The sequence below is a fragment of the Bradyrhizobium sp. 153 genome (assembly GCF_023073835.1).
Lineage (GTDB): Bacteria > Pseudomonadota > Alphaproteobacteria > Rhizobiales > Xanthobacteraceae > Bradyrhizobium.
In genome coordinates, this window is sequence record NZ_JADPKH010000037.1 from 29,570 (window position 1) to 43,995 (window position 14,426).

The window sequence follows — 14,426 nt, forward strand, 5'->3', positions numbered from 1 at the left end:
TTTTGGGGAAGTCATGAACGCCTCAGCCAAACCTGCCGCCAAACGCCGGCTTCTGCTCGCTTCCGACCGGAGCGACGAGAGCAGCGAGCTCGTCAGCATCCTGAAAGCGGTCGGCGAGGTCTCGACGGTGACGACCCAGGACATCCCCGACAGGCCGTCGCGGGATCTCTCCGGCCTCGTCGTCGACATCAATCTGCGCTCGCCCGAGAGCGTGCAGCGGGTGCGCAACAAGCTGCGCGGCGACGCCTATCGGTCGATGCCGCGCCTGTTCGTACTCGCCGATGCCCTCCACCACGGCACCATGCAGGCCTGGGCGCTGGGCGCCACCGACACCATCTCGCGCCCGCTGCAGGCGGACGCCATCCTTCAGCGCATCCGCTCAGCGTTCCCGGACACCGCCCTCTATGACGCGACCGACCGCGGCAAGACGCTCAACCGCGGCGTCGAGGCGGCGCATGCCGTCCTGGCAAAGATGTTCGAGAAGCTTCCGCTCGGCGTGCCCCTGACCTTCGACGACGTCATTGCCGCCGAGAGCAAGATTCTGAAAGCGATCAAGCACTCCTCGTTGCGCGAATGGCTCACCACGGTCGGCTGTCACCATGTCGGCAGCTATCGGCATTGCCTGTTCGTCACCGGCTTTGCCGTCGCCTTCGCGCAGCATCTCGGCATGCGCGAGGACGACCAGCGCCGCCTGACTCGCGCCGCGCTGCTGCACGACGTCGGTAAGGCCTTCGTTCCCTCCGCACTGCTCGACAAGCCCGGCAAGCTCACCGACGAGGAGATGACCGAGGTGCGCCAGCATCCCCGCCGTGGCTATGACGCGCTCGCCGCGCAAGGCGGCTTCCCGCCGGAGATGCTCGACGTGGTGCTGCATCATCATGAATTCCTCGATGGCTCCGGCTATCCCAACGGCCTGTCGTCGAACCAGATCAGCGACATCGTGCGGCTGACGACAATCGTCGACATCTACGCCGCTCTCGTGGAGAAGCGCGCCTACCGCATGCCATTCACCCACTCGCGTGCGTTCACGATGATGGAAGGCATGGGCGGCAAGCTCGACCAGCAGCTGTTGCAGGCGTTCCGCCCGGTGGCGCTGGGATCGTTCTAAGCGAGACGCTGCAATTCCAGAGGCGCGCGGCCTGCTTACCCTCCCCTCCAGGGGAGGGTGAAGTCACTCCACCATCTTGCGCAGCTCCGCCTTCGCCACCTTCTCCAGCGTCGAGCGCGGCATGTCGTCCACGAACCTGATCTCGCGTGGCACCTTGAAGTCGGCGAGGCCGGCGCGGCAGGCCGCCATCACGCGATCATGCAGATCGCGTACCGCACCGGCGACGCCGCCCTGCGGAATGATGAAGACGACCGGCACCTCGTCCAGCATCGGATGCGTCTTCGCCACCACCGCCGCCTCGCGCACGCCGGGAACGAGCGCGATCACCTGCTCGATCTCGGAGGCCGCGACGTTCTCGCCGCCGACCTTCAGCATGTCCTTGGCGCGGTCGCCGAACTTGATGTAGCCGTTCGCCAGCCGTTCGACACGGTCGCCGGTAAGGAAGAAGCCGTGCTCGTCAAAACTCTCGCGCGTCGCCTTCTCGTTGTGCAGATATTCGGCGAACAGCGATAGACCGGGGATGCCCTTGATCGAGAGATTGCCGGTGCCGCCGACTTCCGTCGGCCGGCCGTCGTCATCGGTGATGCGGATCTGGTACTCCGGCGCGGCGCGGCCGATCGACATGGGTATGTTGGGCTGGTCGACCTCGCCGACGATGCCGTGGGTGATGGTCTCGGTCATACCCCACCAGCCGATGATCTTGACGCCGAACGCGGCGAACGCCGGCGGCTCGTTGATCGCGCTGCCCCACAGGCGGAATTTGTGATCGTGCGGGATCTCCTGCTCGAGCAGCGCTTTCATGCAGAACGGAATCGTCGAGGTCCAGGTCGCGCCGTGCTCGCGCGCGACGTGCCAGAACCGGCTGGCGGAGAAGCGCGGTTGGATCACGCAAGTGGCGCCGACCCACAGCGTCGCCAGCATGGAATAGGCCAGCGCGTTGGTGTGGAACAGCGGCAGGTAGGTCTGGTGCACGTCGCCGGCATGAAGGTCTTCATGCGCGGCGTTGATCTTGGCGCCCCACAGTGTGTTGGCGTGGGTCCACAGCACCGCCTTGGGGCGCGACGTCGTGCCCGATGTGTACTGCACGCTGCACGGCGCGAGCGGATCGGGGGCGCGCCTGGGACGGTCGGCACTGTCGGCGAACAGGGATTCAAAACTGTCGCCGCGTGCGACCGCTTGCGCAGGCGCTGTGCCCGCATCGTGTGAGGTCACCGCCATCCAGCGGATGTTGCGGCAATTCTGCGCGACGACTTCCGCATAGGACGGCTGAGTGATCGCGGCGGCCGCGCCGCAATGATCGGCGAAGTACGCGATCTCGGCTGGCGCCGAGCGGGTGTTGGTGGTCACCGCGATTGCGCCCAATTCGACGCAGGCGAACCAGGCCAGCATCGCCTCGATGCAATTGTCGAGATGGATGAGCACATATTCGCCGGGCTTGACGCCGCGCTTGGCGAGGCCCGCCGCGAGCGCGCCGACCCGCTCGTGAAACTCGCCATAGCTCCAGCGCCGCGCCGGCGCATCGAACGGCGCCCAGATCAGGAACGGATGTGAGTGGCGCACCTCGGCGCGCAGCTTCAGCAGCCAGGGCACGTCGAGCCCGTCGAAAGGGCCTATGATCCCGGCGGCGGTCTGTGGATTGGTCATGTGTCCTCCCGTGCAGCCCTGCATCTTGATGGCGGCTGTCTTTGGATGATTGCGTCTTCCTGCCATTGGACAGCGCGGGGAGCAACTCGGCGGGGCGGCATGGAACAGCCAGCGCTCGCTCTCTCGACGAGCGCGCCCTATTCCGCGTAAGACGAGATCTCGATCAAGCTGCCGTCGGGATCCCGGCAATAGACCGAGCGCAGCGTGCCGCGGGCACCTTGCCTCGGGCCCGGCCCTTCCTCGATCGCAACGCCGTGCGCCTGCAAATGCGCCATCACCTCTTCGGGCGTGGAGGAGGTGAGGAAGCACAGATCCTCGCTGCCGGCGGTCGGGTGGTCCGCGGTGAACCACTCCACCTTATCGCCATCGCGCGGCCGCACGTTGATCTTCTGGTCACCAAATACGAGCGAAGTCCGCGGCGCTTTGCCGCCGCCGGGGTCGAACACCTTGACTTCCATGCCGAGATTCCTGCGGTACCACTCCGCAGTCACTGCGACATCGGCGACATTGATCACGAGATGATCCAGGGCATGAACCTTGACCGGCATGTCTTATCCTTTCGTCGTGATGCGCCCCGTGCACTTTCCGCCTGCGGCAAGCTTTGTTACAACCGCGCCGACGCCACTTTCAAGATATCCGTCTTTCAAGAACAACACTGGGAGAACCCTTGAGATGATCACTCGCCGTACCGCGCTGGGCCTGCTCGCCGCCAGTCCGCTTGCAGCCGCCCCGCTGTCCAAGGCCCTTGCCGCCGATTATCCGGCCCGTCCGGTGAAATGGGTGGTCGGCTATCCGCCGGGCGGGGCCACCGACATCCTGGCGCGGCTGATCGGCCAGCGGCTGTCGGAAAGGCTAGGCCAGCAATTCGTGATCGAGAACAAGCCGGGCGCCGGCAACAATATCGCCACCGAATCGGTCGTCAACGCCGAGCCCGACGGCTACACGCTGCAGCTGGTCAACCCGGCCAACTACATCAACGCCTCGCTCTATACCAACCTGAAGTTCAACTTCGTGCGCGACATTGCCCCGGTCGCCTCGTTCCAGCGTGTGCCGAATGTGATGACGGTCAACAAGGACGTGCCGGCCAAGACCGTCGCCGAGTTCATCGAATATGTGAAGGCCAATCCCGGCAAGGTGAACATGGCCTCGTCCGGCAACGGCACCTCGGTGCATCTGTCCGGCGAGATGTTCATGGCCATGACCGGCTGCAAGATGCAGCACGTGCCGTATCGCGGCGCGGCGCCCGCGATCACCGACATGCTCGGCGGCCAGGTGCAGGTGATCTTCGACAACATGCCCTCGATCATCCAGCACATCCGTTCCGGCAGCTTGCGTGCAATCGGCGTCACCACCACGGAACGCTCTGCGCAATTGCCCGACGTGCCCGCGATCGCCGAGACCGTCAAGGGTTATGAGGCCAGCGCGTTGTTCGGTATGGGCGCACCCAAGAACACGCCCAAGGAGATCATCGCCAAGCTCAACAATGAGGTCAACGCGCTGATGAAGGAGCCCGACATGACCAAGCGTCTGGTCGAGCTCGGCGGCGAGCCGCGGGTGCAGACGCCCGAGGCGTTCGGTGAGGAGATCAAGGCCGAAACCGAGAAATGGAAGAAGGTCGTCGAGTTCGCCGGCCTGAAGGTCGAGTAGATATCTTGTGATCAACGCGCTTGAAGCCCTGCCGTCCGGCAGGGCTTTTTTCTTACGCGCGCTACACTCGATCTGGAATAAATTGGCGCGACCAAACCTGATGAGGATGGTGGCGTATCTCACGCCAGCAGGAGAGGAGTTGGATCATGCGCAATATCCGATTGGCGCTGCTGACGCTCGGCGTGACGGTCCTTGCCGGTTTCGCCGCCATTCCTCCAGCCGCCGCGCGCGACTATCCCTGGTGTGCCCAGGGCGGCGAGTATGACTATCCCGGTGAATGCGCCTACAGCACCTATGAACAATGTCAGGCCAGCGTCTCCGGCCGGCTGCTGTTCTGCGATCGCAATCCCCGTTTCGGCTACGGCCAGCTGCAGCCGCTGCAACCGCAGCCGCGGGTGCACCGCAGGCGGGCCGTCGCGCCGTACGAGCCGCGCCCCACGTCCCACTGACCGCTGCCTGATCACGCGCTCGTGCAGAACCGCGTGCGGGCTTTCTCGCTTGACGCGTCACCGTTCGCGGCTATACTAAACCTAATGGTTAAGTATCAGGACGAGACGCTGGACCGGACCTTTGCGGCGCTATCCGACCCGACGCGGCGTGCCCTGCTGGCGCGGCTCGGCGAGCAGGACGCCCTGTCGGTGAGCGAGCTGGCCGCACCGTTCCCGATCTCGCTGCCGGCGATCATGAAGCATCTCGACGTGCTCACGGATGCGGGTCTGATCGTGCGGGAGAAGACCGGGCGAACGGTCGCCTGCCGGCTCACCGCGCAGCCGATGGAGCAGGCGATGAACTGGCTCAATCGCTACGCCCAATTCTGGTCCGACAATCTCGATCGCCTCGCCGCCTTTGTGGAGGAAGAGACATGGCCAACGCAGCCGCCGCCGAATGCTCAACCGAACGCCCAAAGGAAAGTCCAAGCCTCACGCTCACGCGCCGGCTCCGCGCGCGGCCGGAAAAGGTCTACGCGGCCTGGACGCAAGCCGAGCAGCTAGCGCAATGGTTCGGGCCGCCGAACATGAAGCCGGCGACGCTTCGGGCCGAGCTCGACGTTCGCACCGGCGGCAGCTTTCGCATCGGCTTCACCCGTGACGACGGCGAATATTTCGAGGCCGGCGGTACCTATCGCGACGTCGTGCCGAACGAGCGGCTGGTCTTCACCTGGGCCTGGCATTCGACGCCGGAACGCGAATCGCTGGTGACGATCACGCTGAAGCCGGACAGCGCCGGCACCTTGATGGTCTTCCATCATGCCCAGTTCTTCGACGAAACCGCCCGCGACAATCATTTGCGCGGCTGGAGCTCGTTCTTCGACAAGCTCGACGCCTTCGTCGGCTCACCCCGATCAGAGGAGGATACCATGCAGCAACATCAGATCGTCTCGCGCGAGCAATGGATCGCCGCCCGCAAGGTTCATCTGGCCCATGAAAAGGAGCTCACTGCCGCCCGCGAGCGTCTGGCCGAGGAGCGCCGTGCATTGCCCTGGGTCAAGGTCGACAAGAACTACGTGTTCGACGGACCGAACGGCAAGCTGACGCTCGGCGATCTCTTCAAGGGCCGGCCGCAGCTCGTGGTGCAGCACGTGATGTTCGCACCCGATTGGGACGCCGCCTGCAAGAGCTGCTCGTTCTGGGCCGACGGTTTCGAGCGCATGGTGCCGCACCTGGCGGCGCGCGACACCAGCATGGTTGCGATCTCGCTCGCGCCTGTTGCCAAGCTCGACGCGTTCAAAAAGCGGATGGGCTGGACCTTCGACTGGGTCTCCTCGGGAAGCAACGACTTCAACTACGATTATGAAGTCTCGTTCACGCGCGAACAGATCGACAAGGGCGTGCCGAAGTACAATTTCGGCACCACGCCGTTCTATGGACCCGAGCTGCCCGGCATCAGCGTGTTCTTTCGCAACGAGGCGGGCGAGATCTTCCACACCTACTCATGCTTCGCCCGCGGCCTCGATATGATGAATGCCGCCTATCAGTACCTCGACCTTACGCCGCTCGGCCGTCACGAGGACGGTTTGCCCTATCCGATGGACTGGGTTCGCCTGCGCGACGAGTACGAACCGCAGGCGGCGAAGGAGGCGTGCTGTCACGGCTGAGAGGCCGCCTCGTTCAGCCATGTCGTCCTGGCTTTCGTCGGGACGATGGCGGCGTGTGGGACGCCGCCAGCCGCCGTTCTACCGCTTCGCGTCGGCCTGCTCGGTCGCATTGCACGAGATCAGCATCGTGTAGGCGCGGGCATTGCCGGCGATGTCGGTGGTCTTGAGCTCGCCCTTCGGCTCGGCGGTCTGGTAGGGCACCACGGAATTGTCGAGGAAATCGCGTAGCGCGCCGGTTTTGATGGCGAAGTTGATGTTCTCGGGAATATCGCCGGTCGCAGCGGCGATGCGCAATCCGGGGATCTTGCCGGTGACCACGCCCACAATCTGGCCGGTGGTGTCGAACAGCGGGCCGCCACTATTGCCGGGTTGCACGGGTGCACTGATTTGCAGAAAACGCGTGTCATTGCGCATGCCGCTGAGCGAGCTCACGATACCGGTCGTCACGGTGAAGTCCGAGCTGAGCAGTCCGTGGTAGGGAAAGCCGATCGCGACGACGGAATCGCCGGAGTGAAACGAGCGGTCGCGGATCCGGGCAAAGTCCTTGAATGCCGTCGGCGACGGCGCCTGAAGGAGAGCAAGATCATTGTTGGCGTCGGTCGAAACGACGCGCAGCACCATTGCGGCCTCGCCGGTGAGATTGCCCCTGATGTCGCCGACGCAGCCATTGATCACGTGATTGTTGGTGACAACATGCCCGCTGGCGCTGACCACAAAGCCGGTGCCGCTCCTGGCCCTGGCAACTTTGCTTCCAGCCGGCGGAGACGCCTGCTTCTCCGCCGTGGCCGCCGGCTTGGCCGCACCCTTGGTGAAGTCGCCGGCCTTGTCGAGCCCGTCGGCCTTCACCTTGCTCACGCAATTGGCCAATGCCGCGATGACCGGCCCGGTCGATGTCAAATCGAAATTCAGTACGGCGCGGCCGGCTGTTGCCACCATAAGGCTCGCCTTTTGAAACGTACGCACGACATTGAGCGGCATAATGGCCGTGAGCATGTTGGACTGATACGCCGTAGCGTACAGCCTAGCTTGCTCCTGCCCGTCAAAGGTCACGTCGATCGCGGCGTTCTCGCCCTTGTTGAAGCGGTAACCGGGACTCGCAAAGGCGAGCGACCAGGTGCCGGCGGCGTTTTGGCTGACGACGAGGATGACGCCGTTCGCATAGGGCGTCGTCGCAGCGCAATGGGAGAAGCCGCCCGTTTGGTCATTGCTGAAGGCGCCGCCGATCCAGTTGCCGACATTGACGGAGCCGAACGGTCCCGCCGCACGCGCGGCGTTGATGACACCCACTTGCAACAAAGACGCAACGACAAACGATTTAAGCCACATACCAGCCCCCGGGAATGCTTTGGCTGCATCTTAGCCGTGGCGGGATCGGCAACGCAACCGGCAGTTGCCCGCGCGGACAAGATCTCCTTGCCGCGACATTCGGGCTTGCCTTTACTTTGCAGTGCCATATACTTTGCAATACAAAGCGGCGGGAATGATCCCGGGAAGCATGAGCGGAACGAGATTTTGGCATTGCCAATGCGCGATCTCGACAAGGCACTGGCCGATATCGTGGCGATCCGCAGCCAGATCGCGGCGGGCACCGCGTTCCGCGGCTACGGCCCGGCGACTATGGCGGCGACAGGTGCCGTCGCGCTCATCACTGCGATCCTGCAATTCTGGCTGATCGGCGATCCCACCAGCCAGCCGCTCGCCTTCTTCACCGGCTGGTTCATTGCCGCCGCGCTCTCCGGCCTCCTGATCGGGATCGAGATGCGCGCACGCTCGCGCCGCCATCATTCCGGTCTTGCCGATGCCATGATCTACCAGGCGGTCGAGCAGTTCCTGCCGGCAGGCGCTGCCGGCGTGCTGCTTGCGGTGGTGATGTGGAAGTTCGCGGCCGAAACGCTGTGGCTGTTGCCCGGCTTGTGGCAGATCCTGGTGTCGCTCGGCATCTTCGCCTCCGTCCGCACGCTGCCGCGCACCGTCGCGCTCGTTGGCGCCTGGTATTTCGTGTCCGGCTTTGCGGTGGTGACGCTGGCGAGCCAGACCAAGATGCTGTCGCCATGGACCATGGGTCTGCCCTTCGTGATCGGACAGTCGGTGATGGCTGCCATTCTGTATTTCGCATCCGGAGACCATGATGTCGAAGTCTGACAGCGCGCCCTTCTCCTATGAGGGGCTTGATCGCGTCATCCACGAGAAGGCGAGGCTCGGCCTGCTGACCTCGTTGATGGCGCACCCCAAGGGGCTGGCATTCGCCGACCTCAAGCAGCTCTGCGGCCTCACCGACGGCAATCTCAGCCGGCACATCGCCGTGCTCCAGGAGGCCGGCCTCGTCGAGGTGACCAAGGGTTATGAGGGCAATCGCCCGCACACGACCTGTCGTCTTACCAAGTCCGGCCGCCGCCGTTTCCTCGATTATCTCGCCGTGCTCGAACGCCTCGTGCGCGACGCCGCCAAGGCCGCCGGCCGCGAGGCCCCGCCGCTCGGCCGTCTCGGCTTCGCTTCGGCTTGATCCCCTTTTTTGACCGGAGACTTTGTAATGCAAAGTAAGCCTGTGTTCGACGACAAGCTTCACGTTGGCATCATCATGGACGGCAACGGTCGATGGGCGACGCGGCGCGGCCTGTCGCGCCTGCGCGGCCACGAGGCCGGCGTCGAGACCATCCGCCGCATCGTCGAGGCCGCGCCAAAGCAGGGCATCGGCACGCTGACGCTCTACGCCTTCTCCACCGACAATTGGCGAAGGCCCAAGGCCGAGGTCGCCGCGCTGATGACGTTGCTGCGCTTCTATCTTTCCAATGAAGTGCAGAGCCTGGTCAAGAACGGCGTGCGCCTAACCGTGATCGGCCGTCGCGACCGTCTGCCCGACGGCATCGCCAGCGCGATCGCGCGTGCCGAAGAGGCGACCGCCCATGGCAGCACGCTGCATTTGCGCATCGCCGTCGACTATTCCGCGCGCGATGCCATCCTCAATGCCGCGGCCAAGGCAGCGGCGCTGACCAGCCTCACCCGCGAGGCGTTCTCGCAACTGGTCACCGGCGAGGCCAGCCTGCGCGACGTCGATCTCATCATCCGCACCTCGGGCGAGAAGCGGCTGTCGGACTTCCTGCTCTGGGAAGGCGCCTATGCCGAGCTGCACTTCACAGAGCGGATGTGGCCCGAATTCGACGCGGGCGATCTCGCCGAAGCGCTCGCTGCTTTCCACGGCCGCGAACGCCGTTTCGGCGGCCTCCAGGCGATCATGCCCGAGGAGTGCCCGCGCTCTCGCGAGCATGATGGGACGCGCGTGATCGATCTTGGCCTGAGACGATCGCCGGCGGTGCCATGATCATCGGTGCGAGAGCACGCTGCGGCACGCATGGCGACCGGGTCGCGCAGGACTGGACCAGATCATCGAATTCTGATCTCGTGACGCACCCTCAACCGCTCTTGTCCGCATGACCTCCTTCAAGACCATTCGTGCCCGCGCCGAGAAACGCAAGGGTGGGCCCAAGGCGCTGGAGAAGTTGATGCCGGCAAGACCAGACCTCAAGCGGCTGGCGAAGCTCGGCGACGACCGCATCCTCGCCGAGATGACGAGACGGGTGTTCTGCGCCGGCTTTGCATGGAGCGTGATCGAGTCGAAATGGACCGGTTTCGAAGCCGCCTTCCTGCATTTCCAGCCGGCCAAGCTCAGCTTCCAGCCCGAGGATTATTGGGAAGGCCTGCTGCGCGATACACGCATCGTACGCAATGGCGCCAAGATCATGTCGGTGCGCGACAATGCCGCTTTCGTGCAGGAGATCGCGAAGGAGCACGGCAGCTTCGGCAAGTTTCTGGCGAAATGGCCATCGTCCGACGAGATCGGCCTGCTCGATCTCCTCACCAAGCGCGGCAGCCGGTTAGGGGGCAACACCGGCCAGATGCTGCTGCGCTTCGTTGGCTGGGACGGTTTTGTGACCTCCAAGGACGTTGTCGCCTGCCTGCGCGGTGCAGGTCTCGACATTGCCGAAGAGGTGAGATCGAAGGGTGATCTCGCCAAGGTGCAGGCGCAATTCAACGCCTGGGCCGAGGAGACCGGCCTACCCTACACCTATCTATCACGCATCTGCGCGCTGTCGGCCGGCGGAGACCGGAGCGAGTAGCGGGTTAGTGGAAGGCCGTCGGGTCGCTGGATCGTGTGGTTCCTGTGGCGATCTCGTGCCGCGAGCGCGGCAGATGCGGCGCGCGATCACGAAATACATTTCTCAGGAACAATTGTGCGCAGCACTTGTTCGGACGTTTGAGCCAGGCGCATCGAGGCAGGGAACGTCCGCTCTGGCTCAGCTCAACGAAACCCGACGTGACAGAACGGAGCAGCTCATGAAGCTCACATCCGAACAGGTGAAGCAGACCGTCAACCAACTCGGCGCTCAGGTGCTGCCCGACGAGCATCCGGCCATGCCGCAGCTCAACAGCATGTTCGGCGAGCACACCTTCTTCGTCGACGAGATGGGCCTCAAGGTCCTCGAACCCACACCGTCGCTCGGCGCCGACCGCCAGAGTGGCGAGGTCGTCAGCCTCGCCGATTGGGGCGATTCCGACCTGACCCGCCTCATGGCGCACGAGCCCGAGCCGACCGGCGTGATCGTGGTGTTCGAGCACGTGAGGCATTGATCGGCCCGAGCGGATCGACTTTCATGGGTGGCGGGATTTGAAAAAATTCCGTCACCATCAGTCGCGCGCGAGCGCTCTATGCCCAGGCGGCTCCAAGGTGGTCGCAGGAAACTGGAATCTCGATGGCGATCTGAGTTCCCGGACCCGCCTTGCTCTCGAGGCGCAAGCGCCCGTTGAGCGATGAGACAACCAAATTGAACGCGATGTGGAGCCCCAGGCCGGCGTTGCCACGCTGCCGGCTGGTCGTAACGAACGGATCGAAGATGTGAGCCTGCAATGGCTCGGGGATTCCGATGCCTTCATCGGCGCAGACCAGGCGGACTGACGTCGGGTCCGGTTGGCTAACGGTGATGACAAACCTGCCGCCTCTCTTGTCAGGGTACGCGTGCGCGGCACTGTTGAGAGCGAGATTGCTGATCACCTGAGCGAGCGCTCCGGGATAGCTGTTGAGCGTGATTCCGGCCGGGCATTGCACGTCGACCGTCAGGGCGTGGTGCGACAATAGCGGCCCGAGTTTGGACATCAACTCTGACAGCCAATCCTTGAGCTCGAAGGTGCGCCGGTCCTCATCGGCTTGATGCACCGCGACCTGCCTGAAACTATGCACCATTTCGGATGCGCGGTGCAGGTTATCGAAGGTCAGACCGAGCCCCTGCTTGAGCCTGTCAATTCCCTTGGTCAAATCGGATCGCCGGACCGACACTCCACCTAATGCCTCAGCCATTGCTTGGAGATCAGTCTGCATGGCCGTCGAGGTCGTCAAGGCCAGGCCGAGCGGGGTGCTGACTTCGTGAGCGACGCCTGCCACCAATTGTCCGAGCGAGGCGAGCTTTTCTGCCTGCACAAGGTGCTCCTGGGCCGCACGTAGATCGCGCAGCGATTTCTCCGAGCGTTCTTTTTCCCGTTGCAGCGCCTCGGACGTTCGGAATTGCTTTCGCGCCCGGTACTCGCGCGCCGCTACGGCATAGAGCGACAATGCGTAAGCGTTTCCGACGAGAGAATGATTGATGAATCGCAGGCCCGTCGGCATCGCCAGCGCGAACGTCTCGGCCACCAGCAGCGCCACCCAGGAGAGCAAACAGAAAATAGCCAGCGAACCGATCCGCAACGGCAGCATGGTCGAGACGAACAGGATGATCATCATCATGCCCGGAGCGGCAAACGTGAAGCCCGACGGCAGGACGAGATAAATGCTCGGCAGGATACAGCCGGGAATGACACAATAGACCAGGAAGATCGTCTCGGCCCACGGCTTCATCCATCGCCGTGACAGCAGCGCGGTCAGTGGTAGCAGCACGAACAGAGCCGTGCCGCCGCGGATGGCCAGCGTGGTCGGAACGACTTCGGGGTAGAGCACCCAATCCCAGATGGTGTAGCCGGCATAGGTGGCGGCACCGAGCAGCATCGCGATCTGCGTCCACCCGAGATTGCCCCGGACGTATTGGTCGACAAACCGCCGCTCCTCGATGCGGTCTTCGAAGCGCAGTCCAAGGCGTATCAATAGGGCAAGCATTCCAACATCAATCGCGAAAAGTCGTGTTTTGCTGTCTCTACGACAGGTTTGGAGGCGCGTCGCGGACAAAGATGTCGCGTTTGCCGGGATCCCCGCCGGTCTCGTTCAAATGCCCAATGTCAGCTGCGGCTGCGCATCGTCCCCGGCCTGGAGCGAAGACAGCGAGACCCCCAGCAGCCTGACGCGCTTGGGCAGCGGCATCTCGATTTTGAGCAGGCCGCAGGCCAGCCGCTCCAGTTCGTCTCGTCCCGCAACCGCCCCCGGGACGGACCTGCTGCGCGTGATGATCTCGAAGTCGGCAAACTTGATCTTCAGAGTGACGGTGCGGCCGCGGTTGCCGGTGGCCTCGCAATGGTGCCAGACCTTGTTAACGAGAGGTCTGAGCTCGGCGACCAGCGCATCGAATTCGGTGAGATCGCTTGAGAACGTGTTCTCAGCGCCGATGGACTTGCGGATCCGGTCGGCCCGGACTGGACGTTCGTCCACCCCGCGTGAGATCCAATAATAGTACGCGCCCGACTTGCCGAAATTCGCATTCATGAACTCCAGCGTCTGGTTGCGGATGTCGAGACCGGTGAACATGCCGAGCGCGTTCATCTTCGCGCGCGTCGCCGGGCCTATCCCGTGGAACTTGCCGACGGGCAGCGTCTCGACGAACGCGGGTCCCATCTCTGGCGAGATCACGAACTGGCCGTTGGGCTTGCGATGATCGGAGGCGAGCTTCGCCAAAAACTTGTTGTAGGAGATGCCCGCCGACGCGTTGAGGCCCGTCTCGGCCTTGATCTTCTCGCGGATGCGCAGGGCGATGTCGCGCGCGAGCGGAATGCCTTGCAGGTTTTCGGTGACGTCCAGATACGCTTCGTCGAGCGACAACGGCTCGATGATGGGCGTGTGTTCGGCAAAGATGTCGCGGACTTGCCTGCTGATTGCCTTGTAGACCTCGAAGCGCGGCTTGACGAAGATCAGATCGGGGCACTGCCGCTTCGCAGTCACGGATGGCATGGCAGAGCGAACACCGAACTTGCGTGCTTCATAGCTGGCGGCCGCGACGACGCCGCGTTCCGCAGAGCCTCCGACTGCGACCGGCTTTCCGTGCAGGTCCGGATTATCGCGCTGCTCCACGGACGCATAGAAAGCATCCATGTCGATATGGATGATCTTGCGGATGGGCGAGGCTTCGCCGGTCATCGTGTCGGATCCGGTCATGGAAGGATAATACATTTGAGAGACGTCAAGCGCGAGATGATGGACGTTTCAGTTGTCGCTCTTCGTCGCCACCGGGGCCGGCATCGTCTGGCTGAACTCAGCCGCATGGCCCGACGCTGCGCGACGCTCTGGAATGTATCGGATCATCAACCGGCAATCTCACGCTTGTGAGTGGCGAGCGCGGGCCTGCAATCTAATATAAGCCCGCGGAGGACAGCCAATGCAATACAGCTCCGAACTCATTCAGACGATGCGGCAGGCGCTGGAGGCCGTGATGGCGAGCGTACCGGCCGATCAGTCGGTGTTCGGCCTGAAAGCGGCCGTAGCGGAATACATCTTGAAGGCTGCGGCACATGGTCAGACGTCATATGACGGGCTGGTCTCGTCCGCCTCCGACCAGATCCAGACGATCGTCTCGATGCTGACCTAAGCGCCGGCATGAAAACGGCGACAAGGCTGGCGCACCCGACACGATTCGAACGTGTGACCTTTGCCTTCGGAGGGCAACGCTCTATCCAGCTGAGCTACGGGTGCAGTGAGGCTTCATGTAGCCGATTGGCGAGGGGCGGGCAACCGCTTCTCACCGG

Annotated in this window: 16 protein-coding genes, 1 tRNA gene and 1 pseudogene; 12 read left to right on the forward strand and 6 right to left on the reverse strand. The window is 63.6% G+C overall.

Annotation, left to right across the window (positions count from 1 at the left end):
* Window positions 1–13: 13 nt before the first annotated feature.
* Window positions 14–1,108 carry an HD domain-containing phosphohydrolase gene (locus IVA91_RS09945; RefSeq protein WP_247282021.1) on the forward strand — a complete coding sequence of 365 codons (1,095 nt, stop codon included), beginning with the start codon at window positions 14–16 and terminating at the stop codon, window positions 1,106–1,108.
* 63 nt (window positions 1,109–1,171) lie between these two features.
* Here the strand turns inward: IVA91_RS09945 and IVA91_RS09950 are convergent, their stop codons facing one another.
* Both IVA91_RS09950 and IVA91_RS09955 read right to left on the reverse strand, forming a co-directional pair.
* On the reverse strand, window positions 1,172–2,752 hold the full coding sequence (locus IVA91_RS09950; protein ID WP_247282020.1) for an ATP-dependent acyl-CoA ligase: 1,581 nt from the start codon (window positions 2,750–2,752) through the stop codon (window positions 1,172–1,174).
* Between the two features lie 137 nt (window positions 2,753–2,889).
* Entirely contained in the window at window positions 2,890–3,300 is a 411-nt protein-coding gene (locus IVA91_RS09955; RefSeq protein WP_247282019.1) for a VOC family protein, read from the reverse strand.
* 124 nt (window positions 3,301–3,424) lie between these two features.
* Here IVA91_RS09955 and IVA91_RS09960 point away from each other — a divergent pair, with 124 nt between their 5' ends.
* The 5 genes and pseudogenes from IVA91_RS09960 to IVA91_RS09980 all read left to right on the forward strand — a co-directional run bounded on the left by IVA91_RS09960 (window position 3,425) and on the right by IVA91_RS09980 (window position 6,494).
* Window positions 3,425–4,399, forward strand: coding sequence for a tripartite tricarboxylate transporter substrate binding protein (locus IVA91_RS09960; RefSeq protein WP_247282018.1), 975 nt, complete (start codon window positions 3,425–3,427; stop codon window positions 4,397–4,399).
* Window positions 4,400–4,545: 146 nt separating this feature from the next.
* Entirely contained in the window at window positions 4,546–4,848 is a 303-nt protein-coding gene (locus IVA91_RS09965; RefSeq protein ID WP_247282017.1) for a DUF3551 domain-containing protein, read from the forward strand.
* An 84-nt stretch (window positions 4,849–4,932) separates the two neighbouring features.
* Window positions 4,933–5,391 (forward strand): metalloregulator ArsR/SmtB family transcription factor, encoded by a 459-nt coding sequence (locus IVA91_RS09970; RefSeq protein ID WP_247282016.1) that lies wholly within the window; start codon window positions 4,933–4,935, stop codon window positions 5,389–5,391.
* An 11-nt stretch (window positions 5,392–5,402) separates the two neighbouring features.
* A pseudogene (locus IVA91_RS09975) lies at window positions 5,403–5,669 on the forward strand (SRPBCC domain-containing protein); the annotation flags it as partial.
* Between the two features lie 87 nt (window positions 5,670–5,756).
* Window positions 5,757–6,494, forward strand: a complete 738-nt coding sequence (locus tag IVA91_RS09980) for a DUF899 domain-containing protein (RefSeq protein WP_247282058.1) — start codon at window positions 5,757–5,759, stop codon at window positions 6,492–6,494.
* A 78-nt stretch (window positions 6,495–6,572) separates the two neighbouring features.
* On the opposite strand, the gene IVA91_RS09985 is transcribed toward IVA91_RS09980, so the two are convergent.
* Window positions 6,573–7,820 (reverse strand): serine protease, encoded by a 1,248-nt coding sequence (locus IVA91_RS09985; RefSeq protein WP_247282015.1) that lies wholly within the window; start codon window positions 7,818–7,820, stop codon window positions 6,573–6,575.
* A gap of 198 nt (window positions 7,821–8,018) precedes the next feature.
* Here IVA91_RS09985 and IVA91_RS09990 point away from each other — a divergent pair, with 198 nt between their 5' ends.
* The 5 genes from IVA91_RS09990 to IVA91_RS10010 all read left to right on the forward strand — a co-directional run bounded on the left by IVA91_RS09990 (window position 8,019) and on the right by IVA91_RS10010 (window position 11,120).
* Window positions 8,019–8,636: a hypothetical protein gene (locus IVA91_RS09990; protein ID WP_247282014.1), complete on the forward strand. Its 618-nt coding sequence runs from the start codon at window positions 8,019–8,021 to the stop codon at window positions 8,634–8,636.
* Window positions 8,623–8,997, forward strand: a complete 375-nt coding sequence (locus IVA91_RS09995; protein WP_247282057.1) for a transcriptional regulator — start codon at window positions 8,623–8,625, stop codon at window positions 8,995–8,997. Before IVA91_RS09990 ends, IVA91_RS09995 begins: the two co-directional genes overlap by 14 nt.
* 27 nt (window positions 8,998–9,024) lie before the next feature.
* The gene (locus IVA91_RS10000; protein ID WP_247418271.1) at window positions 9,025–9,813 is read left to right on the forward strand and encodes a di-trans,poly-cis-decaprenylcistransferase; all 789 of its coding nucleotides are present in this window, start codon (window positions 9,025–9,027) and stop codon (window positions 9,811–9,813) included.
* 109 nt (window positions 9,814–9,922) lie between these two features.
* Window positions 9,923–10,609: a DNA-3-methyladenine glycosylase I gene (locus IVA91_RS10005; protein ID WP_247282012.1), complete on the forward strand. Its 687-nt coding sequence runs from the start codon at window positions 9,923–9,925 to the stop codon at window positions 10,607–10,609.
* Window positions 10,610–10,826: 217 nt separating this feature from the next.
* Window positions 10,827–11,120 (forward strand): hypothetical protein, encoded by a 294-nt coding sequence (locus tag IVA91_RS10010; protein ID WP_018319488.1) that lies wholly within the window; start codon window positions 10,827–10,829, stop codon window positions 11,118–11,120.
* A 76-nt stretch (window positions 11,121–11,196) separates the two neighbouring features.
* Here the strand turns inward: IVA91_RS10010 and IVA91_RS10015 are convergent, their stop codons facing one another.
* Window positions 11,197–12,633, reverse strand: coding sequence for a HAMP domain-containing sensor histidine kinase (locus tag IVA91_RS10015; protein WP_247282011.1), 1,437 nt, complete (start codon window positions 12,631–12,633; stop codon window positions 11,197–11,199).
* Between the two features lie 105 nt (window positions 12,634–12,738).
* The gene (gene dinB / locus IVA91_RS10020) at window positions 12,739–13,839 is read right to left on the reverse strand and encodes a DNA polymerase IV (RefSeq protein ID WP_247418284.1); all 1,101 of its coding nucleotides are present in this window, start codon (window positions 13,837–13,839) and stop codon (window positions 12,739–12,741) included.
* A 220-nt stretch (window positions 13,840–14,059) separates the two neighbouring features.
* Between dinB and IVA91_RS10025 the strand changes: the two genes are divergently transcribed.
* Window positions 14,060–14,269 (forward strand): hypothetical protein, encoded by a 210-nt coding sequence (locus IVA91_RS10025; protein WP_247282010.1) that lies wholly within the window; start codon window positions 14,060–14,062, stop codon window positions 14,267–14,269.
* Between the two features lie 27 nt (window positions 14,270–14,296).
* Here the strand turns inward: IVA91_RS10025 and IVA91_RS10030 are convergent.
* Window positions 14,297–14,373, reverse strand: a tRNA-Arg gene (locus IVA91_RS10030).
* Between the last annotated feature and the right edge of the window lie 53 nt (window positions 14,374–14,426).